The sequence below is a fragment of the Sphingomonas paucimobilis NBRC 13935 genome, assembly GCF_000739895.2.
In the GTDB taxonomy this organism is placed as follows: Bacteria; Pseudomonadota; Alphaproteobacteria; order Sphingomonadales; family Sphingomonadaceae; genus Sphingomonas; species Sphingomonas paucimobilis.
Genome location: NZ_BBJS01000029.1, coordinates 25,576 through 51,959, shown reverse-complemented (window position 1 = coordinate 51,959; position 26,384 = coordinate 25,576). Strand labels below are relative to the sequence as shown.

General features: G+C 68.4%; 27 protein-coding genes. 13 read left to right on the top strand and 14 right to left on the bottom strand.

Features of this window, described 5'->3' with window-relative positions; genetic code table 11:
- Nucleotides 1-726 (bottom strand): electron transfer flavoprotein subunit beta/FixA family protein (locus SP6_RS09715; RefSeq protein WP_042468904.1); only part of this gene is annotated, 726 nt, incomplete at its 3' end.
- A gap of 153 nt (nt 727-879) precedes the next feature.
- Nucleotides 880-2,079, bottom strand: coding sequence for an ADP-forming succinate--CoA ligase subunit beta (sucC, locus tag SP6_RS09710; RefSeq protein WP_007405207.1), 1,200 nt, complete (start codon nt 2,077-2,079; stop codon nt 880-882).
- A 195-nt stretch (nt 2,080-2,274) separates the two neighbouring features.
- On the opposite strand from sucC, the gene SP6_RS09705 reads away from it, so the two are divergent.
- Together SP6_RS09705 and SP6_RS09700 are read left to right on the top strand one after the other, a co-directional pair.
- Nucleotides 2,275-2,814: a sterol desaturase family protein gene (locus SP6_RS09705; protein ID WP_082052471.1), complete on the top strand. Its 540-nt coding sequence runs from the start codon at nt 2,275-2,277 to the stop codon at nt 2,812-2,814.
- A gap of 26 nt (nt 2,815-2,840) precedes the next feature.
- Nucleotides 2,841-3,173, top strand: a complete 333-nt coding sequence (locus SP6_RS09700; RefSeq protein ID WP_007405238.1) for a PilZ domain-containing protein — start codon at nt 2,841-2,843, stop codon at nt 3,171-3,173.
- A gap of 187 nt (nt 3,174-3,360) precedes the next feature.
- On the opposite strand, the gene SP6_RS09695 is transcribed toward SP6_RS09700, so the two are convergent.
- A complete protein-coding gene (locus tag SP6_RS09695) occupies nt 3,361-4,296 on the bottom strand; it encodes a ribose-phosphate pyrophosphokinase (RefSeq protein ID WP_007405295.1) in 936 nt (311 codons plus the stop codon).
- 97 nt (nt 4,297-4,393) lie between these two features.
- On the opposite strand from SP6_RS09695, the gene gltX reads away from it, so the two are divergent.
- The 4 genes from gltX to SP6_RS20390 all read left to right on the top strand — a co-directional run bounded on the left by gltX (nt 4,394) and on the right by SP6_RS20390 (nt 7,477).
- Nucleotides 4,394-5,719 (top strand): glutamate--tRNA ligase, encoded by a 1,326-nt coding sequence (gene gltX, locus SP6_RS09690; protein WP_007405227.1) that lies wholly within the window; start codon nt 4,394-4,396, stop codon nt 5,717-5,719.
- An 87-nt stretch (nt 5,720-5,806) separates the two neighbouring features.
- A complete protein-coding gene (locus tag SP6_RS09685; protein WP_037568749.1) occupies nt 5,807-6,703 on the top strand; it encodes a tetratricopeptide repeat protein in 897 nt (298 codons plus the stop codon).
- Between the two features lie 4 nt (nt 6,704-6,707).
- Nucleotides 6,708-7,313, top strand: a complete 606-nt coding sequence (locus tag SP6_RS09680; protein WP_007405331.1) for an LON peptidase substrate-binding domain-containing protein — start codon at nt 6,708-6,710, stop codon at nt 7,311-7,313.
- Nucleotides 7,310-7,477 (top strand): Trm112 family protein, encoded by a 168-nt coding sequence (locus tag SP6_RS20390; protein ID WP_007405277.1) that lies wholly within the window; start codon nt 7,310-7,312, stop codon nt 7,475-7,477. The genes SP6_RS09680 and SP6_RS20390 overlap by 4 nt, the downstream gene beginning before the upstream one ends.
- A gap of 130 nt (nt 7,478-7,607) precedes the next feature.
- On the opposite strand, the gene SP6_RS09675 is transcribed toward SP6_RS20390, so the two are convergent.
- From SP6_RS09675 to SP6_RS09665, 3 genes are read right to left on the bottom strand one after another with little or no spacing between them, the layout of a single operon-like run.
- A complete protein-coding gene (locus tag SP6_RS09675; protein ID WP_082052469.1) occupies nt 7,608-8,180 on the bottom strand; it encodes an MAPEG family protein in 573 nt (190 codons plus the stop codon).
- A complete protein-coding gene (locus tag SP6_RS09670; protein ID WP_007405201.1) occupies nt 8,164-8,577 on the bottom strand; it encodes a VOC family protein in 414 nt (137 codons plus the stop codon). The genes SP6_RS09675 and SP6_RS09670 overlap by 17 nt, the downstream gene beginning before the upstream one ends.
- 19 nt (nt 8,578-8,596) lie before the next feature.
- Nucleotides 8,597-9,811, bottom strand: a complete 1,215-nt coding sequence (locus SP6_RS09665; protein ID WP_007405282.1) for a UbiH/UbiF/VisC/COQ6 family ubiquinone biosynthesis hydroxylase — start codon at nt 9,809-9,811, stop codon at nt 8,597-8,599.
- 124 nt (nt 9,812-9,935) lie between these two features.
- Here SP6_RS09665 and SP6_RS09660 point away from each other — a divergent pair, with 124 nt between their 5' ends.
- Nucleotides 9,936-12,257: a DNA translocase FtsK gene (locus SP6_RS09660; protein ID WP_007405245.1), complete on the top strand. Its 2,322-nt coding sequence runs from the start codon at nt 9,936-9,938 to the stop codon at nt 12,255-12,257.
- Between the two features lie 103 nt (nt 12,258-12,360).
- On the opposite strand, the gene SP6_RS21240 is transcribed toward SP6_RS09660, so the two are convergent.
- The 6 genes from SP6_RS21240 to hemC all read right to left on the bottom strand — a co-directional run bounded on the left by SP6_RS21240 (nt 12,361) and on the right by hemC (nt 18,065).
- Nucleotides 12,361-13,131 carry a hypothetical protein gene (locus SP6_RS21240; protein ID WP_007405306.1) on the bottom strand — a complete coding sequence of 257 codons (771 nt, stop codon included), beginning with the start codon at nt 13,129-13,131 and terminating at the stop codon, nt 12,361-12,363.
- Between the two features lie 65 nt (nt 13,132-13,196).
- Entirely contained in the window at nt 13,197-13,793 is a 597-nt protein-coding gene (locus SP6_RS09650) for a response regulator transcription factor (protein WP_007405192.1), read from the bottom strand.
- Complete coding sequence (locus tag SP6_RS09645; RefSeq protein ID WP_206378584.1) at nt 13,790-15,436, bottom strand: ATP-binding protein; 1,647 nt, start codon at nt 15,434-15,436, stop codon at nt 13,790-13,792. The genes SP6_RS09650 and SP6_RS09645 overlap by 4 nt, the downstream gene beginning before the upstream one ends.
- Nucleotides 15,437-15,497: 61 nt before the next feature.
- Nucleotides 15,498-16,466, bottom strand: coding sequence for a hypothetical protein (locus tag SP6_RS09640; protein WP_007405301.1), 969 nt, complete (start codon nt 16,464-16,466; stop codon nt 15,498-15,500).
- Nucleotides 16,463-17,146, bottom strand: coding sequence for a uroporphyrinogen-III synthase (locus SP6_RS09635; RefSeq protein ID WP_007405269.1), 684 nt, complete (start codon nt 17,144-17,146; stop codon nt 16,463-16,465). The genes SP6_RS09640 and SP6_RS09635 overlap by 4 nt, the downstream gene beginning before the upstream one ends.
- Nucleotides 17,147-17,153: 7 nt before the next feature.
- Nucleotides 17,154-18,065, bottom strand: a complete 912-nt coding sequence (gene hemC, locus SP6_RS09630) for a hydroxymethylbilane synthase (RefSeq protein WP_042468901.1) — start codon at nt 18,063-18,065, stop codon at nt 17,154-17,156.
- 67 nt (nt 18,066-18,132) lie between these two features.
- Here hemC and tsaD point away from each other — a divergent pair, with 67 nt between their 5' ends.
- Together tsaD and SP6_RS09620 are read left to right on the top strand one after the other, a co-directional pair.
- Nucleotides 18,133-19,158, top strand: a complete 1,026-nt coding sequence (gene tsaD, locus SP6_RS09625; RefSeq protein WP_007405228.1) for a tRNA (adenosine(37)-N6)-threonylcarbamoyltransferase complex transferase subunit TsaD — start codon at nt 18,133-18,135, stop codon at nt 19,156-19,158.
- Entirely contained in the window at nt 19,155-20,132 is a 978-nt protein-coding gene (locus SP6_RS09620) for an NAD(P)H-dependent glycerol-3-phosphate dehydrogenase (RefSeq protein WP_007405275.1), read from the top strand. Before tsaD ends, SP6_RS09620 begins: the two co-directional genes overlap by 4 nt.
- 138 nt (nt 20,133-20,270) lie before the next feature.
- Here SP6_RS09620 and SP6_RS09615 read toward each other — a convergent pair whose 3' ends face one another.
- Complete coding sequence (locus tag SP6_RS09615) at nt 20,271-22,127, bottom strand: AsmA family protein (protein ID WP_007405310.1); 1,857 nt, start codon at nt 22,125-22,127, stop codon at nt 20,271-20,273.
- Between the two features lie 123 nt (nt 22,128-22,250).
- Between SP6_RS09615 and SP6_RS09610 the strand changes: the two genes are divergently transcribed.
- Genes SP6_RS09610 through SP6_RS09595 form a run of 4 tightly spaced genes read left to right on the top strand, consistent with a single transcriptional unit; the run spans nt 22,251 to nt 24,374 of the window.
- Nucleotides 22,251-22,562 carry a YggT family protein gene (locus SP6_RS09610; RefSeq protein ID WP_007405270.1) on the top strand — a complete coding sequence of 104 codons (312 nt, stop codon included), beginning with the start codon at nt 22,251-22,253 and terminating at the stop codon, nt 22,560-22,562.
- 6 nt (nt 22,563-22,568) lie between these two features.
- Complete coding sequence (locus SP6_RS09605; RefSeq protein WP_037568746.1) at nt 22,569-22,871, top strand: DUF167 domain-containing protein; 303 nt, start codon at nt 22,569-22,571, stop codon at nt 22,869-22,871.
- Entirely contained in the window at nt 22,868-23,746 is an 879-nt protein-coding gene (folD, locus tag SP6_RS09600; RefSeq protein WP_007405232.1) for a bifunctional methylenetetrahydrofolate dehydrogenase/methenyltetrahydrofolate cyclohydrolase FolD, read from the top strand. Before SP6_RS09605 ends, folD begins: the two co-directional genes overlap by 4 nt.
- A gap of 4 nt (nt 23,747-23,750) precedes the next feature.
- Nucleotides 23,751-24,374 carry a MarC family protein gene (locus SP6_RS09595; protein WP_007405196.1) on the top strand — a complete coding sequence of 208 codons (624 nt, stop codon included), beginning with the start codon at nt 23,751-23,753 and terminating at the stop codon, nt 24,372-24,374.
- 136 nt (nt 24,375-24,510) lie between these two features.
- Here the strand turns inward: SP6_RS09595 and SP6_RS09590 are convergent, their stop codons facing one another.
- Nucleotides 24,511-26,217 carry a hypothetical protein gene (locus SP6_RS09590; RefSeq protein ID WP_086011129.1) on the bottom strand — a complete coding sequence of 569 codons (1,707 nt, stop codon included), beginning with the start codon at nt 26,215-26,217 and terminating at the stop codon, nt 24,511-24,513.
- Nucleotides 26,218-26,384 lie beyond the last annotated feature (167 nt).

Genomic DNA, 26,384 nt, shown 5'->3' with positions numbered 1-26,384 from the left:
GAGTTTCTCGACCAGCTCATCGACCGAGCCGACCTTGACGCCCGCCTGGCGCTTACCGGGCTCGGCGACATGGGTGATCGTCAGCCGGGGCGCGACGTCGACGCCGTAGTCGGCGGTGGTCTTGGTCGCCATCGGCTTGGACTTGGCCTTCATGATGTTGGGCAGCGACGCATAGCGCGGCTCGTTGAGGCGCAGGTCGGTGGTGACGATCGCGGGCAGCGTGAGGGCCACCGTCTCCAGACCGCCATCGACCTCACGGGTGACGTTGGCGGTCTCTCCATCGATCTCGACCTTCGAGGCGAAGGTGCCCTGCGCCCAGCCGAGCAGCCCCGCCAGCATCTGGCCGGTCTGGTTGTTGTCGCCGTCGATCGCCTGCTTGCCCAGGATCACCAGGCCCGGCTGTTCCTCTTCCACGACCTTGGCCAGCAGCTTGGCGACGCCCAGCGGCTCGACCGGCTGGTCGGCGGTGATGAGGATCGCCCGGTCCGCGCCCATGGCGAGCGCGGTGCGCAGCGTGTCCGCCGCCTTGGGCTCGCCGATCGAGACGACGACGACCTCGGTCGCCGCCCCCTTTTCCTTCAGCCGGATCGCCTCTTCCACCGCGATCTCGTCGAACGGGTTCATCGACATCTTCACGTTCGCCAGATCGACGCCCGTCCCGTCCGCCTTCACACGCGGCTTCACATTGTAATCCAACACCCGCTTCACGGGCACGACGATCTTCATCGCGGTTCCTTCCCGGCTGAACAGCCAAATATGCCGTCGTCTTTGGCGGCGTTGCGAGCGCATCGCAAGAGGTACACCCGACCAACGAAAAGGGGCCCGGACGTTTCCGCCCGAGCCCCCCTTTTATTGGTCCGTCAGGGCCGAAGGTGCGGATCAGGCGACCTTCTGCACCTCGGCGACGATCTTCTTGGCGGCATCGCCCAGATCGTTGGCGGGGACGATGGCGAGACCCGAATTGGCGAGGATTTCCTTGCCCTTCTCGACATTCGTACCCTCGAGGCGGACGACCAGCGGAACCTGCAGGTTCACTTCCTTCGCCGCCGCGACGATGCCGTCGGCGATGATGTCGCAGCGCATGATGCCGCCGAAGATGTTGACCAGGATGCCCTTCACGGCGGGATCGCTCAGGATGATCTTGAACGCCGCAGTGACCTTCTCCTTGTTCGCGCCGCCGCCGACGTCGAGGAAGTTGGCCGGGAACATGCCGTTCAGCTTGATGATGTCCATCGTCGCCATGGCGAGGCCGGCGCCGTTGACCATGCAGCCAATGTCACCGTCGAGCTTGATGTAGGCCAGGTCGTACTTCGACGCCTCCAGCTCCATCGCGTCTTCCTCGGTGGTGTCGCGCAGTTCCATCAGGTCCTTGTGACGGAACATGGCGTTGCCGTCGAAGCCGACCTTGGCGTCGAGCACCATCAGCTTGCCGTCCTCGGTGACGGCGAGCGGGTTGATCTCGATCTGCTCGGCATCGGTGCCCAGGAACGCGGCGTACAGCTTCGACGCGACATTGGCGGCCTGCTTGGCGAGGTCGCCGGTCAGCTCCAGCGCGGCGGCGACGGCGCGGCCGTGATGCGGCATGAAGCCGGTCGCGGTGTCGATGTCGATCGAGTGGATCTTCTCGGGCGTGTCATGCGCCACGGTCTCGATGTCCATGCCGCCTTCGGTCGAGGCGACCATCGAGACGCGGCCGGTCGCGCGGTTGACGAGCAGCGCGAGGTAGAATTCCTTGGCGATGTCGACGCCGTCGGTCACGTACAGGCGATTGACCTGCTTGCCCGCTTCGCCGGTCTGGATGGTGACCAGCGTGTTGCCCAGCATGTCGGTGGCGTGCGCACGGACTTCCTCGGCCGTCTTGGCCAGGCGGACACCGCCCTTGGCGTCCGGGCCGAGTTCCTTGAACTTGCCCTTGCCACGGCCGCCCGCATGGATCTGCGCCTTGACGACGTAGAGCGGTCCGGGGAGCTTGGACGATGCCTCGACGGCCTCCTCGACGGTCATCGCGGCGAAGCCGGCGGGGACGGGCACGCCGAACTTGGCGAGCAATTCCTTGGCCTGATATTCGTGGATGTTCATGCGCTAGCCTTCCGCCTCTCGGGTGGTTCTAGGGAAATTGGGTGCGGCTAAAGCACAGGCTGGCGGACAAATCCACCCCGAAACGGCGTTAATGCAAATGCATTGCAAGTGCGATTTATAGGGGGTCAGGCCGTTCGTCCCATGCGGCCAATGGAATAGGAAGCAAATTCATCGCGGATGGGTTATGGCGACTCGATGAACTGGGCTTTCGGCATTCTTCTGTTTCTCGGCACCGTGATCTTCATGGAGGGGTTCGCCTACGCCGCGCACCGCTGGATCATGCACGGGCCGGGCTGGTTCCTGCACGAAAGCCATCACCGCCCGCGCACCGGCAATTGGGAACTCAACGACCTGTATGCGGCGATCTTCGCCGTTCCGTCCTTCGTGATGATCCTGGGCGGGGTGCAGCTTGGCTGGTGGCCGGGCTTCACCTGGATCGGCGCGGGGATCGCGGCGTACGGCGCGATCTATTTCGGCTTTCACGATATCATCGTCCATAAAAGGCTGCCGACGCGCTATCTGCCCAAGTCCGATTATATGAAGCGGATCATCCAGGCGCACCGGCTGCATCATGTGGTCGAGACCAAGGAGGGGACGGTCAGCTTCGGCTTTCTGGTCGCCCCCAAGCCCGAGGATCTGAAGGCCGAGTTGAAGCGCCGCGCACGCGCCGGGGTCCGCCGCCCTGCGGGCGTCGCAGTCGAGGTTGATCGCGAACGGGCGTTGGCGGAAAAGTAACCTTCTTGTGGCTTAAGGGGAGCGTTATGGAAAAACCGGTCTTCACACCGCCATTCGAGCCGGTCCCCGGCCAGGAACTCCGCCGTTCGCTGCGTCACGCGGTGCGCATGCGCGCGCATCTGCGCGACAAGGGGCAGACCCGGTTCGAGATCGACGTGGTCGACCTGTCGCCCGAGGGGTTCCGAGCCGAGACCAGCTTCACATTATGGCCGGGCACGATCGTATGGCTGACCCTGCCGGGCCTCGCCCCGCTGGAGGCGGTGATCGCGTGGCGCGACCGCTTCAAATATGGTTGCGCGTTCTCCAAGCCGCTCCATCCCGCGGTGTTCGAGCATATCGTCGCGCTGGGGAATCGCTGAGGGCGTAACGCCGCTCGGGTCTGAGCGAAGGGCGTGCGCTTCGACTTCGCTCAGCGTGAATGGGGCTTTGGGAAAGGACCAGCATCCGTTCAGCCTGAGCGTAGTCGAAGGCCACGGGAATCGCGCGCAGCCAGATCGGTGACGGGGGCGCGGGCGATGACGATCGCCGACGGCCCCCGCCCCAAAATCAATCGAACAGGCTGGAAACGCTCGTCTCGTCCGCGATGCGCTTGATCGCCTCGCCCAGCAGCGGGGCGATGGGCAGGTGGCGGATCTTGGTGGTCGCGCCGATCGACTCGTGATTGCCGATCGAGTCGGTGATGACCAGTTCGCGCAGCTCCGAGCCCTCGACTCGCGCCACCGCGCCGCCCGACAGCACGCCGTGGGTGACATAGGCGACGACGTCCTCGGCCCCCGCCTGACGCAGCGCGGCGGCCGCGTTGCACAGCGTGCCCGCCGAGTCGACGATATCGTCGATCAGGATGCAGAAGCGCCCTTCGACGTCACCGATGATGTTCATCACTTCCGACTCGCCGGCGCGCTCGCGGCGTTTGTCGACGATGGCGAGCGGGGCATTGTTCAGCCGCTTAGCGAGCTGACGCGCGCGGACCACGCCGCCAACGTCGGGCGACACGACCATGAGGTTGTCGTTCTTGAAGCGCGCCAGAATGTCCGCCGACATGACCGGCGCGGCATAGAGATTGTCGGTCGGGATATCGAAGAATCCCTGGATCTGACCGGCATGAAGGTCGACCGACAGAACGCGGTCGGCGCCCGCGACGGTGATGAGGTTGGCGACCAGCTTGGCTGAGATCGGGGTGCGCGGGCCGGGCTTCCGGTCTTGGCGCGCATAGCCGAAATAGGGAATGACCGCCGTGATCCGCCGCGCCGACGCTCGCTTCAGCGCGTCGATCATGATCAGCAATTCCATGAGATTGTCGTTGACCGGATAGCCGGTCGACTGGATCACGAACACGTCCTCGCCGCGCACATTCTCCTGAATTTCGACGAAGATTTCCTCATCGGCGAAGCGGCGCACCAGCGCCTCGGTCAGCGGCACCTCCAGATAAGAGGAGATCGCCTTTGCCAGCGGCAGGTTCGAATTGCCGGTCATCAATTTCATGGTCGTACCCCGTCCCCGCAGACAGCCCGTCGTCGCGGCCCCTTTAATCGCGCTGTCACAATAGCGCAAAGGCGATTCCCGGATTATGGCGGCGGACATGACCGTGACCCGTTTCGCTCCCTCGCCCACCGGGCGGCTGCATGTCGGCAATATCCGCACCGCGCTGCACAACTGGATGTACGCGCGAAAGGCTGGCGGGCGCTTCCTGCTGCGCATCGACGACACCGATGCCGAGCGGAGCGAGGAACGCTATGTCGCGGCGATCCGGGCGGATTTGCAATGGCTGGGCCTGATCCCCGATGCCGAGGTGCGCCAGTCGCAGCGTTTCGCGCTGTACGAGGCGCGCTTCGCCGAGCTGGTGGCGAGCGGTCATGTCTACCCGGCCTATGAAACGGCGCAGGAGCTGGACCTGAAGCGCAAGATTCAGCTCGGACGGGGTCTACCGCCGGTGTACGACCGCGCCGCCTTGTCGCTGACCGACGACGATCGCGCCAAGCTGGAGGCGGACGGCGTTCGCCCGCACTGGCGCTTCAAGCTGGATCACGGCGCCCCTATCGAATGGGACGACGCCGTACGTGGCCCCCAGCGTTTCGACCCCGCCACGATGAGCGATCCCGTGATCCGCCGCGCCGATGGGACGTGGCTCTATATGCTCCCTTCCGTGATCGACGATATCGACATGGGCGTGACCCAAGTGGTGCGCGGCGAGGATCACGTGTCCAACACCGCACTTCAGATTCAGATGTTCCAGGCGCTGGGGGCCGAATTGCCGCGCTTCGCCCATGCCGCCCTGCTGACGGGGAACGAGGGCAAGCTGTCCAAGCGACTCGGCTCGCTGGGCGTCGATCACTTCCGCGAGATCGGCATCGAGCCGCAGGCGGTGCGCGCGCTGCTCGCGCGGATCGGCACCAGCGATCCGGTCGAGCCGGTCGCCGACATGGCGCCGCTGATCGCGGGATTCGACTTTTCGCGCTTCGGCCGTGCGCCTGCGCGGTTCGATGAGGCGGAACTGGCGCAGCTCAATGCGCGCATCCTCCATCAGACGCCGTTCGAGGCCGTCGCCGATCGCCTGCCTAGCGGCATGGGCGAAGCGGAGTGGGAGGCGGTGCGCCCCAATCTCCACACCGTCGCCGAGGCGGCGGACTGGTGGCAGGTTATCGAGGGGCCGGTCGAGGCACCCGAACCTGCCGAGGACGACCAGGTCTATCTGACGCAGGCGGCCGAAGTCGCGGGACAGATCGACTGGTCGAGCGACCCTTGGCACGCCTTGACCGCCGTCTTGAAGGACGCGACCGGGCGCAAGGGCAAGACGCTGTTCCTGCCGCTGCGACTGGCGCTGACCGGCCGCGCGCAGGGGCCGGACATGGCCGCGCTCCTGCCGCTGATCGGGCGCGAACGGACGATCGCGCGGCTGAACGGCTGATTTACGCTACGGCCTTTCATTACCGGACCGGCTCGCCCACATAGGGCCGAGCAACACGTAAAGGAGCGTCTTTTGGCCACGTTGGGAATGTCGCCCGCCGACAAGGAAGCCGTCACCGCCTTCCGCCGCGATGTCGTCGAGCCGTCGATGACCAAGCTGGTCATCCTCGATTTCTGGGCGGAATGGTGCGGGCCGTGCAAGGCGCTGGGGCCGACCTTGGAGAAGGTCGCCGAGGCCTATGCCGACAAGGGCGTGGTGCTGGCCAAGATCGACACCGACAAGAACCAGTTCATCGCCAACCAATTCCAGATCCGCTCGATCCCGACCGTCTATGCGATGTTCCAGGGGCAGTTGGTCGCCGATCTGACCAGCGCGCGCACCGAAAGCGCGCTGCGTACCATGCTCGACCAGTTGCTCAAGCAATTGCCGATCCAGTCGGAGGCGGCGGACGCGGCGGCGGAACTGGAACCGCTGATTGCGATGGGCGAGGAAGTGCTGGAGGCCGGCGACGCCCCGCGCGCGCTGTCGATCTTCGACCAGCTGCTCGACATGGCGCCCGAGCATCCTGCCGTGCTGTCGGGCCGTATCCGCGCGCTGCTCGCCGCCGGACAGATCGACGAAGCCGAAGCGGCGACCGAGGCATTGCCGGAGACGCTGGCGAACGACCCCGCCATCCACCGTGCGGTCGCCGCTGTTGCGCTGGCGCGCTCGGCCCCGCCGGCGGCGGATTATGCCGATCTCGCCGCAGAGGTCGCGGCCAACCCGGACAATCACGACAAGCGCTTCGCGCTCGCCAACGCGCAGATGGCGGCGGGCGATCGGGACGGTGCGGCGGACAATCTCCTGCACATCGTCGCGGCCGACCGCAGCTGGAACGAGGATGCCGCGCGCCAGCAGCTGCTCAAGCTGTTCGAGGTGGTCGGAATGACCGACCCCTGGGTGTCGCAGAAACGGCGGCGGCTGTCCGCCATCCTGTTCGGATAAGCGGGTGGCGCGGCTCTCGATCTTTCCGCTAGCGGGCGCGATCCTTTTTCCGGGAATGCCCTTGCCGCTGCACATTTTCGAGCCGCGCTACCGGGCGCTCGTCTCCGACGCGATGGCGCGTGACCGGCGGATCGGCATGGTCCAGCCGGCGGGCGAGGGCGAGAAGCCCAGCCTCTATCAAGTCGGTTGCGTCGGCCGCATCGCCGAGGTCGAGGCGATGGAGGATGGCCGCTATAATCTGGTGCTGGAGGGCGTGTCGTTGTTCCGGATCGTCCGGGAGCTGGAGGTGACGACGCCCTTCCGCCAGGTCGAGGCGGAGTTGCTGCCGGTGGCCGAGGAAGACCTCCTGTCGCTCGGCCGCCGCGCCTCGCTCGAACAGGAATCGCGGCGCTTTGCCGAGCTCCAGGGCTATGCGGTCGATTGGGATTCGGTCGGTCGGCTGGACGACGAGAGCCTGGTCAACGGCATCGCGCAAATCGCGCCCTTCGATGTCGCCGCCAAGCAGGCCTTGCTGGAAGCGCCCGACCTGGAGCAGCGCGCCGAGCTGATCATCCAGTTGATGCAGTTTTTCGGACGCCATGACGGCGAGGATCGGGTGACGTTGCAATGAGCCTGGACCCATGGCTGCTCGAACGGCTGGTCTGCCCGGTGACGCGGACGCCCCTGCGTTATGACGAGGCCGCCCAGGAGCTGGTGTCGGAGGCGGCGGGGCTCGCCTATCCCATCCGCGACGGCGTGCCGGTGATGTTGGTCGAGGAAGCGCGGGAACTCTGAGCCCACGCACCGTTCGGGCCTAACCCCAACCCCAGTTCAGCCTGAGCGAAGTCGAAGGCCAAGGGAAGGGGCCATCCGCAAGGGCATAACGTGCACTTCGACTTCGCTCAGTACGATCGGAGGTAAGGATTCACATCAACCGCGCGATCAGCGCCACCAACACGATAACCAGCGCCGCCACGCTGGAATAGAAACTCAGCGCGAAACCAAAGCTGCGCGCCACCGCGCCACGCGCGTAGTTGGTCCAGAACAGCGTCCGCCCGATCGAGAACAGCGTGGCGAGCGCCGGGACCATCACGCCCGATCCTTCCACTACCCAGGCCAGCGCCAGATAGGCCGGGATCGCCAGCACCACCTGCTCCAGCGTGTTGCGGAGCACCGCATTGGCCATGACGACACGCGGCGAATCGCCGCCCCCGCCCGCCGCCGCATCGATATCGGCCGGCGATTCGAAGCGGAGCGCCGCGACATGCCCGATCGCCGCCGCCAGCCATAAAGCCGCGACCGTCGCCGCCGCCACCGCGCGCAGGACCCGGTCGGTCGGCGACAGGATGGGGGCAAAGCTCCAACTCACCGCCAGAGTCAAAATGACGACCAGTAAGGCCACGCCCATGCCGCGCGCGACGCCGCTCTGGCGCCGGTCGCGGATCGGCCCTCGGGCGGGGCGGGCGGGGTGGCTAGGATAATCAGGCCCAGGGATCATAGCTGCCAAAGCTCCAGACATGGCCTTCGGGGTCGCGCGCGGCATAGCCTCGGCCGCCATAGGGCTTGTCCTCCGGTTCCATGAGGATCGTCGCGCCACCCGCACGCGCCTGCGTCGCATGGGCATCGACATCCTTGACGACCAGATACAGGTCCATCGTCACCCCGCCCGCCTGGGTCGGTGTCTTCGATCCCGCGACGGCGGCATGGGGCGTGAACAGCGCGCTCGACACCATGATCATGCGGTCCTGCCAGAGCAGTTGCGCATGATGGATGACGGTCGGATCGTCCGGATCGGCAAACACCGCATGCCGTTCGAACCCGAAGGCTTCACAGAGGAAATCGATGGCGCGCGGCGCATTCTCGTACCGGAGGCAGGGAATGATATCGGGCCGCATCGCTATCTTGCTCCTGTGGTCAGACCATCACGCCCTGCAACAACCGGGGCAGTTGGCCGGTTTCACCGCGCGCCTCTGCCATGAAGCGGTTCTTGAGCGGCGGGATATGGTTGATCGCGGTGATGCCCAGCCGCCGGATCGCGCTCGCGGTCTTGCCCGGCACGCCGAAGATGCGGTTGAAGCTGTCGGTCGCCACCGACACCATCAGCGTGTCGAGCCCGCGCCATTGCTGATAGCGCTGGAGAAGCGCGGCATCGCCCAGATCCATGCCGGTCCGCTTGCCCTCGACCAGCACCTCGACCAGTGCGGCGACGTCGCGATACCCCAGATTTACGCCCTGGCCCGCGATTGGGTGGATGCCATGCGCCGAGTCGCCGACCAGCACCAGCCGCTCGCCCGTCATCGTCGCGGCGCGGTGGAAACCCAGCGGATAGGCCGAACGCGGGGAGGCATGGCTGAGCGTACCCAGGAACCCGCCCATGCTCTTCTCCGCCTCGGCCAGGAAGGCGCGGTCGGACAGTTTGAGCATGGCATCGCCATCGCGCCCCGGCACCGACCAGACGATCGCCGAGCGATGCCCGATCTCGTCGTCCGGCAGGGGCAGCAGCGCAAAGGGGCCGGTGGGATAGAAGATCTCGAACGCGATATTTTCGTGGGCAACCTCGTGGTGGAAGGCGCTGATGATCGCCTTGTGGTCGTACGACCAGCGCGCCACCTTGATTCCCGCCGCTTCGCGAGTCGGCGATTGGCGCCCCTCGGCGGCAATGAGCAGCGGCGCGCGGACGGTGGTGCCGTCGCTTAAAGTAGCGGTGACGCCCGCAGGCCCCCGCTCGACCGATACCGCGCGCGTCTGCATCCGCAGGTCGACCAGTTCCGCCTCCTTGGCGGCTTCATGGATCGCACGGCGCAGCAGCTTGTTCTCGAACATCGTGCCCAGCGCGCCGTCATCGGCATCGGGAATGAAGTCGAGCGCGCCCGGCTCCAGCCCGTCGCTGACCCGGATATGCCGGATCTCGCAACCCTGGCCCGCCAGTTTCGCGCCGATTCCGATCGCGTCCAGCATCCGCCAGCTCGCCGAGGCGACGGCCGAAGCGCGACCGTCGAAACCGGGGGCCAGGATCACCGCCGGGTCGGCGGGATCGACGATGATCGAAGACAGGCCATGCGCGGCCAGCCCGACGCCCAAAGTCGCGCCGACCAGGCCGCCGCCGAGGATGATGACGTCGCTATCCATGGGAATGCTCCTAGACCTTACCACCGCGCCAAACAATGCGGCAGACGCTCCCGCCTTGACGGGAGAACCGCCAGAGGCGATGAATTTTCCTCGGATTTTCGGACATTCCTGAAGGACAACACCCATGGCCAGCCGCGCGCAGCCGGTATTATGGCGCGAGACGGTGAAGGCGGGGGCCGTGCGCAGCGGCGCGCTGGTCACGGCGATCGCATTATTTGCCGTCACGCTGATGCTGGTGCTGGCGCTGGCCAGCTACCGGGCAAGCGACCCCGCGCTCAACACCGCCTCGGGCGCGGTGCCCGCCAACTGGCTGGGGCTGCCCGGCGCGTGGATCGCCGATATCGCGCTGACCCTGTTCGGGCCCGCCGTCGCACTGATCCTGCCGGTCGGGCCGATCATCGCGACCCGGCTGTGGCGCGACCGTCCGGCGGGGCGCTGGGTGCGGATGCTGCGGCAGGCGGTGATCGGCGTGGCGCTGATGGCCTGTGCCTTGTCCTTCGTCTCCGACTCGGCGGTGCTGGCGCTGCCCGCCGGTTGGGGCGGGGTGATCGGGCTGTCGGTCGTCAATGTCGTGCGCTGGGCGCTGGCGCTCAGCGGGCAGCCGGCGGTGGTCACCTGGGGATCGGTGGGGATCGGCCTCGCCTTCGCGATCGGTGGCGCGTTTTTGTGGGGCCGCAGCCTGGAGCTCGATCTGGCCGAACGCGGGCTTGCGCGGCTGCGCCGTCGCCGGGCCGACGCGTCGGGCGACGAGGCCGACGGGATGCCGTGGGACGATGAGGACGAGTCGCTCTACGCCGATGAGGAAGAGGATGAGGAGCCGCTGACCCTGGCGCGCAAGGCGGTGCCGGTGCGCGAGGATCGTCCCGCCCCGGTCATCGCCGATCGCCAGCTCGCGCCCGCGCCGGCGCGGCCCAAGGCGAGCGCCGATCGCGATGCGCCCTATCAACTGCCCGGTCTCGACCTGCTGACCCCGTCGCCGCCGTCCTCGGCCGGCGCGATCGACAAGGCGGCGCTGGAGCGCAATGCGCGGCTGCTCGAAAATGTGCTCGACGACTTCCGCGTGCAGGGCGCGATCGTCGAGGTGCGCCCCGGCCCGGTCGTCACCATGTACGAACTGGAGCCGGCGCCCGGCATCAAGGCGAACCGCGTCATCGCGCTGGCCGACGATATCGCGCGCAACATGTCGGCGATCTCGGCGCGCGTCGCGGTGATTCCGGGGCGCAACGTGATCGGCATCGAACTGCCCAACGCCAAGCGCGAGATGGTGTCGCTGCACGAACTCGTCGCGTCGCAGAGCTTCGCCGATCAGGCGGCACAATTGCCCATCATCCTGGGCAAGAATATCGCGGGCGACCCGGTCGTGGCGGACCTCGCGCCGATGCCCCATCTGCTGGTCGCGGGTACGACGGGTTCGGGCAAGTCGGTCGGCCTCAACGGCATGATCCTGTCGCTGCTCTACCGTCTGACGCCCGAGCAGTGCCGGATGATCATGATCGACCCCAAGATGCTCGAACTGTCGATGTATGACGACATTCCGCACCTTCTGTCCCCGGTCGTCACCGATCCCGCCAAGGCGGTCCGCGCGCTGAAATGGGCGGTCGAGACGATGGAGGACCGCTATCGCCAAATGTCCTCGGTCGGCGTGCGCAGCCTCGCCAGCTTCAACGACAAGGTGCGCGCGGCCAAGGCCAAGGGCCAGCCGCTCGGCCGCAAGGTGCAGACGGGCTATCACCCGGAAACCGGCCAGCCGGTCTATGAGGAGGAAAAGCTCGAATACGAACCGCTGCCGCAGATTGTCGTGATCGTCGACGAGCTGGCCGACCTGATGATGACGGCGGGCAAGGAAGTCGAATTCCTGATCCAGCGGCTGGCGCAAAAGGCGCGCGCGGCGGGCATCCACCTGATCATGGCGACGCAGCGCCCCTCGGTCGACGTCATCACCGGCGTCATCAAGGCGAATTTGCCGACCCGTATCTCCTTCCACGTCACCTCGAAGATCGACTCGCGCACCATCCTGGGCGAGCAGGGGGCCGAACAGCTGCTGGGCCGGGGCGACATGCTCTATATGCCGGGCGGCAAGGGCATCGTGCGCGTCCATGGCCCCTTCGTCTCGGACGACGAAGTGCACCGTGTGGCGGACCATTGGCGGTCGCAGGGGCAGCCCGACTATATCTCGTCGGTCACCGAGGAGCCGGCGGAGAGCTTCGCGCTCGACGGCGCGCCCACGGGCGAGGATTCAGCCGAGGACCAGCAATATCGCGCGGCGATCCAGCTGGTGTGCGAGAGCCAGAAGGCCTCGACCTCCTGGCTTCAGCGGCAGTTGCGGATCGGCTATAACTCGGCGGCGCGGCTCATTGAGCGGATGGAGACCGACGGTATTGTCGGCCGCCCGGATCATGTCGGCCGGCGTGAGGTGCTTCGCGATACCGAAGGGCATCCGATTTAACGGCGGGTTGTGGGGCATGCACTTCGACTTCGCTCAGTGCGAACGGAGGGTGGGATATGGTCCTAACCGCCGTTCAGCCTGAGCGAAGTCGAAGGCCAGGCGATTATCCCACCGGCTTCAGCGTCGCCGAATCGATGTGCCACCGCAACTGATCCGCGCTGGCACCGGGCACGTCATTGACCCGCCGCACGACATATTGCCCCGTGAAGCGCTGCTGCTTCCCATCATCGAGCTGCGCATCGACGGTCACCGGGATCGTCGCATAGATCGACCCTGCCGCACCCTCGCTGGGGCCCATGCGGCCGATCGTCACGCGGGTCGCGCGGGTCTCCGCAAAGCCCTTCTGGAAATCGGTGAAACGCTGGCCCGGTCGGCCGTCGGGCCCCCATTGCTGCCACGCCGTGGAATAGTCATGCGCGTTGAGCGCGGCATAGTAGCGCCGGACCACGGCCGCGGCGGCCGCGTCGCTCTTGGCGTCGACCGAACAGCCGGACGTCGTCGAGGCATCCTCGCCCAGCAGCGCGCAACTGCGTGCGATCTCGTCCTCGATCAGCGCGCAGCTATTGGCCACATTGCAGGGCGGATGGGTGGCCGGAGACACGGAGGTGCAGATCTTCACCAGCCGCTGCGCCGCCGCCTGCCCGCGTTCGGCGGAGCAGGCGAGTACGCCTTCGGGCTCGGCGGGGCGGCTGATCGGTTGAGCTGTGGCCTCCGGGCCCGGCGCCTCGGCATTGGTCGGGCTGGCCGACGGGGTCGGGCTGGGCGTGCGGACCGTATAGGTCTCGTCCTGGCTCTCGCCGCCCTTGCCGCAAGCGGCGAGCGGCAGCAGGGCACAGGCCGCGATCCATGTCTTGGCGCGGTTGGGGCGAATCATCCACAAATCTCCGGCAAATCCATGCGCCTACAACGCAGGGAGCGGGATCGCGCTCCCCCGGTCGATCAGCGAGCCAGGGCGATCAACTGCGCCACGCTTTGCGTCCGGGTCTTGGCGAAGACGGCAGCGCGGTGATCCTCGATCGTCTTGGGCGACAGGCCGAGCAGCCCCGCCATCGCCTTGTTGCCATGGCCCTGGACCATCAGATCGAACACCTGACGTTCGCGCGGGGACAGTTCGGCCAGCCGCGCCGCCGCCGCGCGCCGATCGCGTGACCAGGCGATTCCTTCGCGCAAGGATGCGCCCAGCCGCGCCTCGTCGATCGGTTTTTCGAGATAGTCGAGCCCGCCATGCCGGCGCACCGCGTCGACGGCGTCGGCGGTGGTCGGCCAGGCGGTGATGAACAGGATCGCGACATGCGGATCGAGCGCGCGCAGGCGATCGGCAAAGCCGAACCCGTCGAGATCACCCATCATCACGTCGCTGACCACCGCATGCGCCGGCATCGTGGAATATTGATCCAGAAGCGTGGCGGGATCGCAAAAGGCCCGGGTGACGAAACCCTGCCGCGCCAGCATCCGCGCGATCGCCGCACCCAGATCGGGATCGTCATCGACGACATGGACGATCGCACCGGCAGGATCGGGGGCGGGTGGCGTCATCGTGGCTCGACCAGCGGAAGCGACAGGGTGGCGAGGACGGTGCCGTCGGCCAGCCGGGTGCGCGACAGGGCGCCGCCATGCGCCTCGACGATCGCGCGGGCGATGAAGGTGCCGACGCCCATGCCGCCATCCTTGGGCGCGGACGTCGCGGCGGCCTGGTTCGTTACCGACAGGATCGCGCGGCCCCGTTCGGCGCCGGCCGACAGCGTGACAGGTGACGGCGGGGTCAGCTCACCGGCCGCCTGCACCGCGTTGCGCAGTAGGTTCATCACCGCCTGCGCCAGCTCCACCTCCTGCGCCAGTACGAAGCGGTCTGGCGGGACGCTCCCAATCTCCAGCGGAACCCCGGCATCGCGCGCCTCGGCGCGGGCCAGCGGCGCGACCATGTCGATCAGCGTGGCGATGGCGACCGGCTGGGGCGGGTCGGCGCCATGGCTGCCGAAGCGTCGTAAGCGCCGGATCATCGTCGCCAGGTGATCGGCCTTGCGATCGATCAGCGCCGCGCTCTCGGCCACCTCACCCCCGATCGTCGCGGTCAGCATGCGCAGATGCCGCGCTTCGATCGCCAGGGTCGACAGCGGCTGGCTCGCCTCGTGGATCACCGCGACCGACATGGCGCGCAGCGTCTTCAGTCGCTCGGCCTGGAAGAGCAGCCGGTCGCGTCGTTCCAGCGTCGCGCGCGCCGTGGCTTGGGCATCGGCGAAGCTGCCCGCCAGATAACCCGCGACGACGATGGTCGCGAGCGCCAGATGGCGCTGCAACCGCTCGGGCGTGTTCATCGCCCCCGCCGTATCGGGCAGGACGAGTAGCACGACGATCAGCAACGCCACCCAGGCGATGGCCCGGCCGAAGCGCAACCCGATCCAAGCGACCGCGACCAGCACGGGCGCCGGCTGCATCCCTAGCCCCCCGGCGGCGAGCACACGCGACAGCCCCAGGCCCAGGGCCAATACGCCCACCGTTTCCGCCAGGACCGCGGCGGAGGGGCGCGCAGGGCTCTGCCAGCACCGCCCCCGCACCAGATCGCTGATCCACAAAAGCGGCGGCGCGACGAACAGGGTGCCCAGCAGATCTCCGACGACAAAGGCGGAGAGCGAGACGATGACCTCGCGCATATTGGTCACGCCGGTGAGCTCGGGATTATAGAGCGCCTGCGGGACCGCCAGCGCGGCGGCGGCCAGCGGTGCCAGGGTCGCCGCCAGACCGAAGGGCATGGGCGCGCTCAGCAATGTGGCGCGCCGCCGCCTTGCGAACCAGGTGATCCCCGCAACCGTCAGACCATAAGCGAGGACGGGGCGGACGATGCCCCAGATGGTCATCACCCCACCCGCGCGGTCGAGCGTGACAAAGCCCAGCGCGACATTGTCGGCGACCTCGACCGCCGCGATCCACGGGGTCAGCCGCGCCCCCCTCCGCCATAGCAGCGCCAGGCGGATCCCGGCGGCGGGGAACCAGAGCGAGTAGAAGCCCGATCCGCTCCACAGATGCGACGCGCGGTGCGCGGCGGCAAAGGCCAGGGCATAGAGCGCCAGCGCCCACCAATCCTGCCGATCGAGCCACCTAAAGGCTCGGGTCCGGTCGGCCGCCGCATGACCGTCCATGCCGGCCGGCGCGATCGGGGAATGGCGGGGCGGCGCGGTCATGACATCCTGTCTGGCGCAGCCCACGCCGGCGCGGCATCCGGGAAAATCCCGGATTGATCGATCAGATGGAGGGTGCGACCGGCTGGGTCGTGGGGGCGGGTGCCGCCTGGTCGCCGGAGCCTTGCGAAGGGGTTTCGTCGGACGCGGTGTCGGGAGTGCCGACGACCGGACTGGTCACGATGGGCGCCGGCGCCGTGACCGGGGCGACCAGCGCGGCATTCTCGATCAGGTCGAGCGCGTGATGCGACAGCACATAGCGGCGCGCGGCGCGCTGCCACGCCTGCGCCGATGCCGCACCGGCGCCCGGCAGACGCGTCACCTCGGCCCGGGCGGCCTCCACCTGACCGCTGTCGAGCAGCCGCTGGGCGCGAGCGAGCCGGTCATTGGGATTGGACGAGGGGGCGGTCGCCTCGCGAATGACGATCAGCCGGCCCAGCTCCTGCCGAAGCCCCTCCCACCAGCCGTCGCTGGCGTTGACGACCAGTTCGGGGCTGAGCGTGTCGAGCCCCTGGCGTAACGTCTCCAGCGTGACCGGTTGGCGCGAGGCCATGATGAGCACGGTGACGGCGCGCGGCTCGCTGCCGCCGAAGCGGGTGCGGAGCTGCTCCTCCAGATAGCCGAGCGGCTGGCCGCGATCGATCGAGCGGCGCGCGGCGGCGGCGACCAGGATCGATTCGGCGCGACCGGCTTGTGTGCCCGCGGCGGCGGCATCGGTGGCGATAGCGGCGGCGCGGGCTTCCAGCGTCGCCAGTTGCGCGGCCAGCGCCGCTTCCCTTGTGGCGAGCGCGACCGGATCGGTTCCCGCCCGCGCGGTATCGCCGCCGGCTGTTTCGGCATTGGTGCCGCTACCCGGCTTGGCGGTGACGGCGCGCGGTGCGGTCGTGGTGGTGCCGCCGAACCAGGACAGGTTGCGCATCGCATAGGCCATCAGGATCAGCCCGGCGGCGAAGGCGAGCAGGATCAGCGCGATGGTCGCGCCCGTTCGGGGCCCGCGCGGTGGCGGTCGGTCGAGTGGCGCGAAGTCGTTCATGCGCCGCTTATCCCCGTGGCGGCTGTCCGGGTCAACGCCTGCGCCGCGGCGATCATGGCATCGTCGCGTGGCGCCTCGGCCAGCGCGACCGCGCGCCATCCGTTTCCGGCGGCGGCGGCGGTCTTGGCGCTGATCGCGACCAGCGCGATCGTGTCGCGGGCGAGACCGGCCGCATCGACGCGTTCGGCCAACCGTGCCGCCGCACGCGCCGAGTGGAGAAGGACGATCTCGCCGGCCAGGCTGCGCACGGTTTCGAGCGGGATGGCCACGGCTTCGGCTGCATAGACGATCCGCACCATCGCCCCCGTTGCCACACGATCTCGCCCGGCCAGATGGAGCAGCCGTTCGAAGCCGCGCGCGTGGGCGGTTGCCACGACGGCGGCGGCATCCGTGTCGCCTGTCAGCACGACGGACAGCCCGGCGGCCCGGGCGGCGGCGGCGGTGGCGGGGCCGACCGCGATGACGGGCCGTGCCGCTAGCCCGGCCAGCCCCGGTCCCGCCAGCCGGACGCCCTGCGCGCTGGTGAAGAGCAGCGCGTCGATGGTCTTGGGATCGGGCGGAGTCCAATCCAGCGCCCTGGCGACGAAGAACGGCAGCGATCGTGCCGCCAGCCCCGCATCCTCGAGCGCGGCGATCGTCGCGGCATGGCCGGGTTCAGGCCGGATGACGACGATCGCCATGGCTGGCTTAGCCCCCGGCGAACAGGCGGCGCACCTCGGGCGGCGCACGGTCGAGCAGGTCGATCGCCAGCCTTGGGCCCAATTCCTCGCCCAGCGCCCCCTCGACCCAGCCGCTCACCCGTGCCGAGCCATCCTCGGCCAGCAATTCCGCGCGCAGCGTCAGCATCTCGCCCGACAGCGAGGCGAGCGCGGCGACCGGGCTATGGCAATCCGCCTGCAACGCGGCGAGCAGCGAGCGCTCGGCCATGACGCAGGCATGGGTCTCGGCATGGTCGATCGAGCCGATCAGCATGGTCGCCGCTGCATCGTCGGCGCGCGTCTCGATCCCCACCGCGCCTTGGGCGGGGGCGGGGAGCATCTGGTCGGTGGGCACGGCATGGCCGACCTCACGTCCCAGCCGGTCGAGCCCGGCGGCGGCGAGCAGGGTCGCGTCCATCTCGCCGCTGGCCAGCTTGGCGAGGCGCGTATCGACATTGCCGCGCAGCAGGGTGATGGTCAGGTCGGGGCGATGCGACAGCAATTGCGCGCGGCGACGCGGGCTGCTGGTGCCCACCACCGCGCCGGGGCGGAGTTCGGCGATGGTCTCGGCGCCGATCAGCCGGTCGCGGACATCGGCGCGCGGCAGCATCGCGGCGATGTGCAGCCAGTCGGGCCGGATCGTCTCGACATCCTTCATCGAATGGACCGAGGCGTCGATCTCCCCGTCGAGCAACGCGCGGTCGAGCTCCTTGGTCCACAGCGCCTTGCCGCCGATCTCGGCGAGTGCGCGGTCCTGCACCCGGTCGCCAGTCGTCTTGATGGGGACGATCTCAATGGCGTCTTCGTCCCATCCTTGCGCGTCGGCGAGCGCCGCGCGCACCATATGTGCCTGGGTGAGGGCCAGCGGCGAACCGCGCGTACCGAGCCGGAAACGAACCATGGCACAAGCCTTTGCCGCATCAATGCCCCCTTCGACAATGGGCATACGAGGGGGTATGGGGTGGGCCATGCTGATCCTGGGACTGGAATCCTCGTGCGACGAGACGGCCGCCGCGCTCGTCACCGATGACGGCCGCGTGCTGGCGCATCGTCTGCTCGGGCAGGAGGCGGCGCATGCCCCGTTCGGCGGCGTCGTCCCCGAAATCGCCGCGCGCGCGCATGTCGAGGCGATGGAGCCGCTGGTCGCCGCCGCCTTCGCCGATGCGGGCGTGACGCTGGCCGATGTCGACGCGATCGCCGCGACGGCGGGGCCGGGGCTGATCGGCGGGGTGATGGTCGGGCTGGTGACGGGCAAGGCGCTGGCGCATGCAGCGGGCAAGCCGCTGATCGCGGTCAACCATCTGGAGGGCCATGCGCTGTCGCCGCGCCTGTCGGACCGGGAGCTGGCCTATCCCTATCTGCTGCTGCTGGTGTCGGGCGGGCATTGCCAGTTGCTGCTGGTCGAGGGCGTCGGGCGCTATCGCCGGATGGCGACGACGATCGACGACGCGGCGGGCGAGGCGTTCGACAAGACCGCCAAGCTGCTCGGCCTGGGCTATCCCGGCGGCCCGCGAGTCGAGGCGGCGGCGCGCGAGGGCGATCCTTATGCGGTGCCGCTCCCTCGCCCGCTAAAAGGGGCGGCCGAGCCGCATTTCTCCTTTGCGGGTCTCAAGAGCGCGGTCGCGCGGGCAGTCGGGCATTATTCGCCCGAGGACATCGCCGCCTCCTTCCAACAGGCGGTGGTCGACTGTCTGCTCGACCGTACCCGCCGCGCGCTCGCCGACGTGCCGCCGGTGACCGCGCTGGTCGTGGCTGGCGGCGTCGCCGCGAACGGCGTGATCCGGGGGGCGCTCGAGTCGCTTGCTGCCGAGCATGGGTTGCGCTTCGTGGCCCCGCCGCTCTGGCTGTGCACCGACAATGCCGCGATGATCGCCTGGGCCGGGATCGAGCGGTTCCGCGAGGGGCTGACCGATCCACTCGACACGCCGGCACGGGCACGCTGGCCACTCGATCCGGCGGCGGAGGCGGTGCGCGGCGCGGGGGTAAAGGCATGAGGATCGGGGTGATCGGCGCAGGCGCCTGGGGCACCGCACTCGCCCAGGTCGCGGCCTATGGCGACCGGCCGGTGCGGATATGGGCGCGCGATCCGGCCGTGGCGGAGGCGATCAACACCACTCATGCCAACCCGCTCTATCTGCCGAACATCGCGCTCTCGCCCAGCATCGAGGCGGTCAGCGATCCCGCCGCCATGGCCGAGATGGACGCACTGCTGGTCGTGACGCCGGCCCAGGCGGTGGGCGCGGTGCTGGCGACGATGCCGGTGGGGCATACGCCGCTGGTCCTGTGTTCCAAGGGGATCGAGGCGGGCACGCGGCGGCTGGTCGGCGAGGTGGCGCGGTCGCTCTTTCCGGAGGCGCCGATCGCGGTGTTGTCGGGGCCGACCTTTGCGCATGAAGTGGCGGCGGGGCTGCCGACGGCGGTGACGCTGGCCTGCGAAGAGCCCGACCTCCGCAAGGCCTTGTCCGCGCGGATCGCCGCGCCCCATTTCCGGCCCTATGCCACCGACGATGTGACCGGTGCGGAGATCGGCGGCGCGATCAAGAACGTCCTCGCCATCGGATGCGGCGTGGTCGAGGGGGCGGGGCTGGGCCAGAACGCCCGTGCCGCGCTGATCGCGCGGGGCTTTGCCGAGATGACGCGGTTCGGGCTGGCGCGCGGGGGGCGGGCGGAGACGCTGGCCGGACTGTCGGGGCTGGGCGATCTGGTGCTGACCTGTTCGTCGACCGCGTCGCGCAATTTCTCGCTGGGCGTCGGGCTGGGGCAGGGGCGTTCGGCGGCGGAGCTGCTCGCCGATCGGCGAACGGTCGCGGAGGGCGCCTTCACCGCCCCCGTGCTGCGCCAGGCAGCGGGGGACGCGGGCGTCGACATGCCGGTCTGCGCGGCGGTGTGCCGGTTGCTCGACGGGGCCGATGTGCGCGACGTCATCGGGGCGTTGCTGGCCAGGCCGCTTAAGGCCGAGGGGGCCTGATATCCACCGCTCCGTTCAGCCTGAGCGAAGTCGAAGGCCAAGGGATTCCGGTGGCCCAGGCACCCTTTTACCAGCGTTCCAGCGTGGCCTTCGACTTCGCTCAGGCTGAACGGGGAGAGGGTGTGCGCAGGGAAGGTCTTACCGCAACACCTGCCGCGCCAGCGCCCCGCACGCGGCATTCTGCGCCTTCGGTTCCGAATCGCCGGTGATCGCGCGGCCGATCGACTTGAAGATATTGCCCACCGACTTCACCTCCCGGGGGATGGTGAGGTCGGGTTTCTCCAGCGTCCCCGTCACCGTCGCCGCGCCCGACAGCCGGAGCGTCGCGCCCTGTTTGGGCGCCCCGGTCAGCCGCAGCGCCAGCCGCTCGTCGGGGAAGGTCACGGTGCCGGTCCCGTCCAGCCGGCTGCGCGAGGTATCGACGATCAGCGGATCGGCGCGGCCGGTGCCGTTCCGCATGTCGACGCCCAGGATCATACAGCGCAACGTCGCGCGGCCGCTATCGCCCATGAACGCCGCGCCCGCATCGAATCCCAAAGCCGCCGCATAGCGATCGGGCAGTGTGCCATTGGCGACGACCAGCCCGATCCGCCCGTTGGAGCGGCCGATCGCCGCGCGGACCGTCTCGCCGCTGCCGGCGAGCTTGGCATGCGCCGCGACCTGGCCGGTGATCGGGGTCTGTCCGGCCAGAGACAGGACGCTCGCCCCCGACAGGCGTAGGTTGAGCGACAATTGCGGTACCGAGCGGCCGCCGCGCTGATCGATCACCGCCTGGCCGCGCACCACGCCTTCGCGCAGGGCCATGCGGATATCGCCGATGGTCAGCAATTGATGGTCCATCGTCATCCGGCCCGACAGGCTGGTGATCGGCGAGGCGCCTTGTGCGCTGACCACCCGCCCGACCTTGAACCGGATCGTGCCGTCGGTCGTGTCGATCTTGCCGATGTCGATCCGGGTATTGGGGACCAGGCGCGGCCCGATCCGCCGTTCGAGCGCGGCCGCCTCGGCGCGACCCTCGGGCGAGGACAGGTCGTCGAAATCGAGCTGCCCGGCCGCCACGTCGCCATCGAGCAGGGTGCGTCCTTCCTTCTTGTCGACGGTCAGCCGCCCGGTCAGGTCGGAGCGACCGATTCGCCCCCTGAGGTCGGTGATCGTCCAGCGCGGATTGTCGTGGCGGACATGCGCGCGCAGTTGGACGGGACGCGTGCGGAACAGCCCGGCCTCGATCACCGCGTCGATCCGCTTCAGGTCGTCGGCGCGTGCCGTCAGGTCGAGCGTCATCGCATCAGTATCGAGCGGCCGATCCATCGTGCCTTGCGCGTTCATGGTCAGCAGATCGCCGGTGATCGCCGCGGCAAAGCGCCAGGGCCCCGGCCGGACCGGTGCGCCGGTGAAGCGCAAGGTCACGGGCGCGCCGCGAATCCTTCCCTCGCCCTCGGCGCGCAGACCGTGATCGGGATCGGCGGCGATACGGACCAGCGCCTCGCGGCCCTGTTTGGCGTCGCGATAGCTGACCACGCCATCGGTGACGACCAGCCCCTGCAGATCGCTCGCGCTGCCGCCCTGTTGCGGCTCGCCGGGGCGCGACCAGTTGGTACGGCCCTGCTTGTCGCGAACCAGCGCCAGCCGCAGGCCCGAGATGCGGATATCCTCGGGCACGAAATCGCCCTTGAGCAGCGGCCAGACCGAGAAGCGGATTTCGGCCCGTTCGAGCCCCGCGAAATCGCCCTGACCCGCCCAGGCGGCTTGCGGAATGCGCAAATCCTCAATTGCGATCGTCGGGTGGAAGCCGATGGTGTCGACCCGGTGGACCGATCCGATCGTCACCGGCCGCCCGAATCGCGCCGTCGCCTCGCGCGTCACTGCGCCGCGCAACACGCCCCAGGGAAAGACCGCCAGAAGCAAAAGAACGAGGAGTGGCAAGGCGATCAGCAACCCGATCGCGATCCGCCCCCAATGCCGCCGCCTGCCCGGACGATCCGTAACCTGTACCATGTTAAGCGGGACGCGCGGGCCCGTGCTTCGTTCCGCCTGCGTCAGGACCATGACGCACGATTATTGCCCCGGCCGTCCTCGCGCCCTAGATACGGATAAATCCGTCATCGGGAGCTCCCTGCGTTGGTCCTCATCCTTCAGATCCTTCAGATTCTCCTCAACGTCGTCTGGTGGGTGATCATCGTGCAGGCGATCCTGTCGTGGTTGATCGCCTTCAACGTCATCAACACCTCGAACGACTTCATCCGGTCGGTCTGGTATGCGCTGCAACGGATGACCGATCCGCTCTATCGCCCGATCCGGCGCATCCTGCCCGATTTCGGCGCGCTCGACCTGTCGCCGATGGTCGTGCTGCTCGCGGTCATCATCCTCGACAAGATTCTGGATACCGCGATCGCCAACCAGATGTATGGGGGCGCGGTCGTCGTCGGCTGACGGCGGGTGGCCGCCTGGACACAGCGTGACGACGGGATCCAGATCGCGGTCCGGGTGACGCCACGCGGCGGGCGCGATATGCTGACCGCCGGGACCGAGGATCATTTCGCCGCGCGCCTGTCCGCCCCGCCGGTCGACGGCGCGGCCAATGCGGCGCTGGTGCCGCTGGTCGCCAAGCATTTCGGCGTGGCCAAGCGCGCGGTGACGATCGTCGCGGGCGAGACGGCGCGGCTCAAGCGCCTGCATATCGCCGGCGACCCACACATACTGGCGCGCATGGCCGAGGCGCTTTATGGCGGTGCACCATGACCAGCGCCACGATCATCGACGGCAAGGCATTCGCCGCCGGCCTCCGCACCCGTATTGCCACCCAGGTCGTGACCTTCCGCGACGCCGCCGGCCGGGCGCCGGGGCTGGCGGTCGTGCTGGTGGGCGAGGACCCGGCCTCCAGCGTCTATGTCCGCTCCAAGGGCAAGGCGACGCGCGAGGCGGGGATGGAGAGCTTCGAGCATCGCCTGCCCGCCGATACCGATCAGGCGACATTGCTGGCGCTCGTCGAGCAGTTGAACGCCGATCCGACCGTGGACGGCATCCTCGTCCAGCTTCCGCTGCCGGGTCAGATCGATGCGCAGGCGGTGATCCAGGCGATCGACCCGGACAAGGATGTCGACGGATTCCACCCGGTCAATGCCGGGCGGCTGGCGACGGGTGTCGAGGGCTTCGTGCCCTGCACCCCGCTGGGCTGCCTGATGCTGCTCAAGAGCATCCATCCCAGCCTGTCGGGCATGGACGCGGTGGTCGTCGGCCGCTCCAACATCGTCGGCAAGCCGATGGCGCAGCTGCTGCTCGGCGAAAGCTGCACCGTGACGGTGGCGCATAGCCGCACCCGCAACCTGGCCGAGGTGGTCGGCCGCGCCGATATCGTCGTGGCGGCGGTGGGCGTGCCCGGCCTGGTCAAGGGCGAATGGATCAAGCCCGGCGCCAGCGTCATCGATGTCGGCATCAACCGGATCGAAACCGGCCTGGTCGGCGACGTCGAATATGATGCGGCCGCCGAGCGCGCGGGCGCGATCACCCCGGTGCCGGGCGGTGTCGGCCCGATGACGATCGCGGTCCTGCTGCGCAACACGCTGGTTTCGGCGGGGCGGCGCGAAGGCGTCGCGATCGACCAGACGGCGCTGTAACCCGGTGCTCGAACTCTATATCTCGTCGCTCATCACCTTCTTCGTGGTGATCGACCCGCCGGGCTGTGCGCCCATCTATGCGGGGCTGTCGGCGGGGGCGACGCCGCAGCATCGCCGGGCGATGGCGATCCGCGCGGTCTTCGTCGCCTCGGTCATCCTGTTCGTCTTCGCGCTGTTCGGCGAGGCGTTGCTGCACGGCCTGGGCATCGAGATGCCGGCCTTCCGCATCGCGGGCGGCATCATGCTGTTCCTGATCGCGCTGGAGATGGTGTTCGAAAAGCGCACGCAGCGGCGCGAGGATCGCGCGGCCAAGGTCGCCGACGACCCGCACGAGGCGGAGGATGTGTCGATCTTCCCCATGGCGATGCCGATGATCGCGGGGCCGGGTTCGATCGCTACCGTCATGCTGTTGATGAGCCGCAACCAGGGACTGCAGGCATCGCTGGTCGTGCTGGGCGCGATGGCGACGATCCTGATCCTGACGCTGGTCGCGCTGCTGGCCGCCGGGCCGCTGATGCGGTTGCTGGGCGCGAAGATCGAGGCGGTGATCACCCGCGTGCTCGGCGTACTGCTCGCGGCGCTGGCGGTCCAGTTCGTGATCGACGGGGTGACGGCCAGTCTGAAGTAATCCTCCCCGGAACGGGGAGGGGGAACATGCGAAGCCTGGTGGAGGGGGCTTGGCAGCAAAGGACGTCCTTTGTGGAAGCCCCCCCTCCGTCAGGCCTGCGGCCTGCCACCTCCCCGTGCCGGGGAGGAACTGCTCCTCAGTCGATCCGGTACAGCCTGAGCGGCGACCCCTTGGGCAACGGCAGTGGGGTCAGCCAGTTCGGTACCCAGCCATGCGCCATCCGGTCGTAGAATCCACCCGGCGCCCGCGCCCGGTAATTGGTCGACTCGGCCATGTCGGGGCAGATCAGCAGCAGCGTCGCACCGTGCCGTTTCATGATCGCGCGCGCCTGTGCCTCATTCCCCTGGAACGCATGCTGCACGTCGAGGATCGCATCGCCATTGCGGTGATAGGGGCCCGCGATCGCGTCATGATGCGTCGTCACGATCAGGCGCGGGCCCAGATCGACGAAGGTGAAGATCGTCGCCGCCGGATAGGCGTTGAGCCGCGTCAGCACCGAGGTGCGCACGCACCGCCCGGTCGCGCGGTTGACGCGCGCGGCATAGGCATTGACCTGGGTGGCGGGCAGCTTCTTCAGGACCAGACCGGCGACGATCCCGGTCGGCAGGATCACCGCCAGCACCATCACCGGTACGCGCAGCAGCGGCGAGCGCAGCCGGTTTATCCAGGGCAGCGCCATCCACAGCAGGGCCGCGATACCCGGCACCGCCAGCATCTGCCCCGCTGGCGCCGCGCGCACCTGCCATAGCAGCATCGCGCAGGCGAAGCTGGTGAACAGCGCGATCGCGGTCCAGCCCATCGTCCGATAGCGGATCGCGGCGGCGATCGCGCCGATCATCCCGAACACCGGCATGATCGCCATCGGGATCGCGACCCGTAGCGGATGCTTATAGATCGGCTTGGCCTCGCGCACATTGTTCAGCCAGTTGCGCTGAAGCTCGGGGCTGACCTGTTCGGGGCGGGTCAGGCATTGCGGAAACAGGCTGGCGAAGCCGCCCGCGATGATCCCGCCGGCGACCACCGCCAGCCCCAGCCGTGCAGCCCGCGACGCCGGATTGATTCGCGCCATCACGAAGAGCAGCGCGCCCGCCACCACCGTCACCGACAGCCATACCGGGGTGAGTGCATCGCAGCGCATCGCGTAATTGGCGTTGGAGGCGAAGGCGGCGAACCCCGCCGCGCTCCCCCCGCCCAAGGTCAGCGCATAGACGGCCAGGCGTGGCGCCTCCGCCCGGTCCCACACCCAGCGCAGGGTCAGGATCGCGCCGGCCATCGCGGCATAGGGCAGCATTTCCAGCCCGATCGCCAGCGACGCCGCGCTGGCGAGACCCACCAGCGCCCCGCCGCGCCGTCCTTCAGGATCGCACAGCCCGGCAACGGTGACGGCCAGCATGGCCAGCTGCCATCCATGATGGTCGATGCGCATCGGCATGAACATCAGCATCGTTGAATTGGCGCACAGCAGCAGCCCCAGCCCGACCGGCCAGGCATAGGCCGAGACCAGCCGGCGCAGCGTGGCGGACAGCGCCAGCATGACCACCGACAGCGGCAGCAGCGGCGCCAGGCCGCAAGCGAGTCGCTCCGCCCAGGCCGGGGTGGTGAACAGGCGGAAGAACAGGATCAGCCCGGCGATCGGCAGGTCGACGATGCGGCTCCAATGGATGTCGAACCCGACCGGCGGATTGAGTCGGTACTGGCGCAGGTCATACCATCCCTGCCCCGCCATCCAGGCGCGCACCTGCATCAGGCGGATATTGTCGTCGGTGTCGCCCAGCGACCACCAGCGGATCTGCCCCCAGCGCTCCTGGAGATACCAGGCGGTCACCGCGAGCCAGACGATCATCACCCATTGCCGCCAGTTGCGGTCGATCTCGCCTTGCAGACGTTCCAAAGACGCTTCCCTCACACCCGCCCGCGGCCTAAGGCCCGGACGATAGGACCAGTATCGCGCCGCTCTATCGCGGGCGGCGCAAAGGGCAAGGTTGGGGCAGAGCGGCACGGTGGCGACTC

Bases quoted from the DNA above. Each gene is read 5' to 3' on its own strand.
- sucC (WP_007405207.1), bottom strand. From the start codon at position 2,079: ATGAACATCCACGAATATCAGGCCAAGGAATTGCTCGCCAAGTTCGGC.
- SP6_RS09705 (WP_082052471.1), top strand. From the start codon at position 2,275: ATGAACTGGGCTTTCGGCATTCTTCTGTTTCTCGGCACCGTGATCTTC.
- SP6_RS09700 (WP_007405238.1), top strand. From the start codon at position 2,841: ATGGAAAAACCGGTCTTCACACCGCCATTCGAGCCGGTCCCCGGCCAG.
- SP6_RS09695 (WP_007405295.1), bottom strand. From the start codon at position 4,296: ATGAAATTGATGACCGGCAATTCGAACCTGCCGCTGGCAAAGGCGATC.
- gltX (WP_007405227.1), top strand. From the start codon at position 4,394: ATGACCGTGACCCGTTTCGCTCCCTCGCCCACCGGGCGGCTGCATGTC.
- SP6_RS09685 (WP_037568749.1), top strand. From the start codon at position 5,807: ATGTCGCCCGCCGACAAGGAAGCCGTCACCGCCTTCCGCCGCGATGTC.
- SP6_RS20390 (WP_007405277.1), top strand. From the start codon at position 7,310: ATGAGCCTGGACCCATGGCTGCTCGAACGGCTGGTCTGCCCGGTGACG.
- SP6_RS09675 (WP_082052469.1), bottom strand. From the start codon at position 8,180: ATGATCCCTGGGCCTGATTATCCTAGCCACCCCGCCCGCCCCGCCCGA.
- SP6_RS09670 (WP_007405201.1), bottom strand. From the start codon at position 8,577: ATGCGGCCCGATATCATTCCCTGCCTCCGGTACGAGAATGCGCCGCGC.
- SP6_RS09665 (WP_007405282.1), bottom strand. From the start codon at position 9,811: ATGGATAGCGACGTCATCATCCTCGGCGGCGGCCTGGTCGGCGCGACT.
- SP6_RS09660 (WP_007405245.1), top strand. From the start codon at position 9,936: ATGGCCAGCCGCGCGCAGCCGGTATTATGGCGCGAGACGGTGAAGGCG.
- SP6_RS21240 (WP_007405306.1), bottom strand. From the start codon at position 13,131: ATGATTCGCCCCAACCGCGCCAAGACATGGATCGCGGCCTGTGCCCTG.
- SP6_RS09650 (WP_007405192.1), bottom strand. From the start codon at position 13,793: ATGACGCCACCCGCCCCCGATCCTGCCGGTGCGATCGTCCATGTCGTC.
- SP6_RS09645 (WP_206378584.1), bottom strand. From the start codon at position 15,436: ATGACCGCGCCGCCCCGCCATTCCCCGATCGCGCCGGCCGGCATGGAC.
- SP6_RS09640 (WP_007405301.1), bottom strand. From the start codon at position 16,466: ATGAACGACTTCGCGCCACTCGACCGACCGCCACCGCGCGGGCCCCGA.
- SP6_RS09635 (WP_007405269.1), bottom strand. From the start codon at position 17,146: ATGGCGATCGTCGTCATCCGGCCTGAACCCGGCCATGCCGCGACGATC.
- hemC (WP_042468901.1), bottom strand. From the start codon at position 18,065: ATGGTTCGTTTCCGGCTCGGTACGCGCGGTTCGCCGCTGGCCCTCACC.
- tsaD (WP_007405228.1), top strand. From the start codon at position 18,133: ATGCTGATCCTGGGACTGGAATCCTCGTGCGACGAGACGGCCGCCGCG.
- SP6_RS09620 (WP_007405275.1), top strand. From the start codon at position 19,155: ATGAGGATCGGGGTGATCGGCGCAGGCGCCTGGGGCACCGCACTCGCC.
- SP6_RS09615 (WP_007405310.1), bottom strand. From the start codon at position 22,127: ATGGTACAGGTTACGGATCGTCCGGGCAGGCGGCGGCATTGGGGGCGG.
- folD (WP_007405232.1), top strand. From the start codon at position 22,868: ATGACCAGCGCCACGATCATCGACGGCAAGGCATTCGCCGCCGGCCTC.
- SP6_RS09590 (WP_086011129.1), bottom strand. From the start codon at position 26,217: ATGATCGTCTGGCTCGCGGTGACCGCCTGGTATCTCCAGGAGCGCTGG.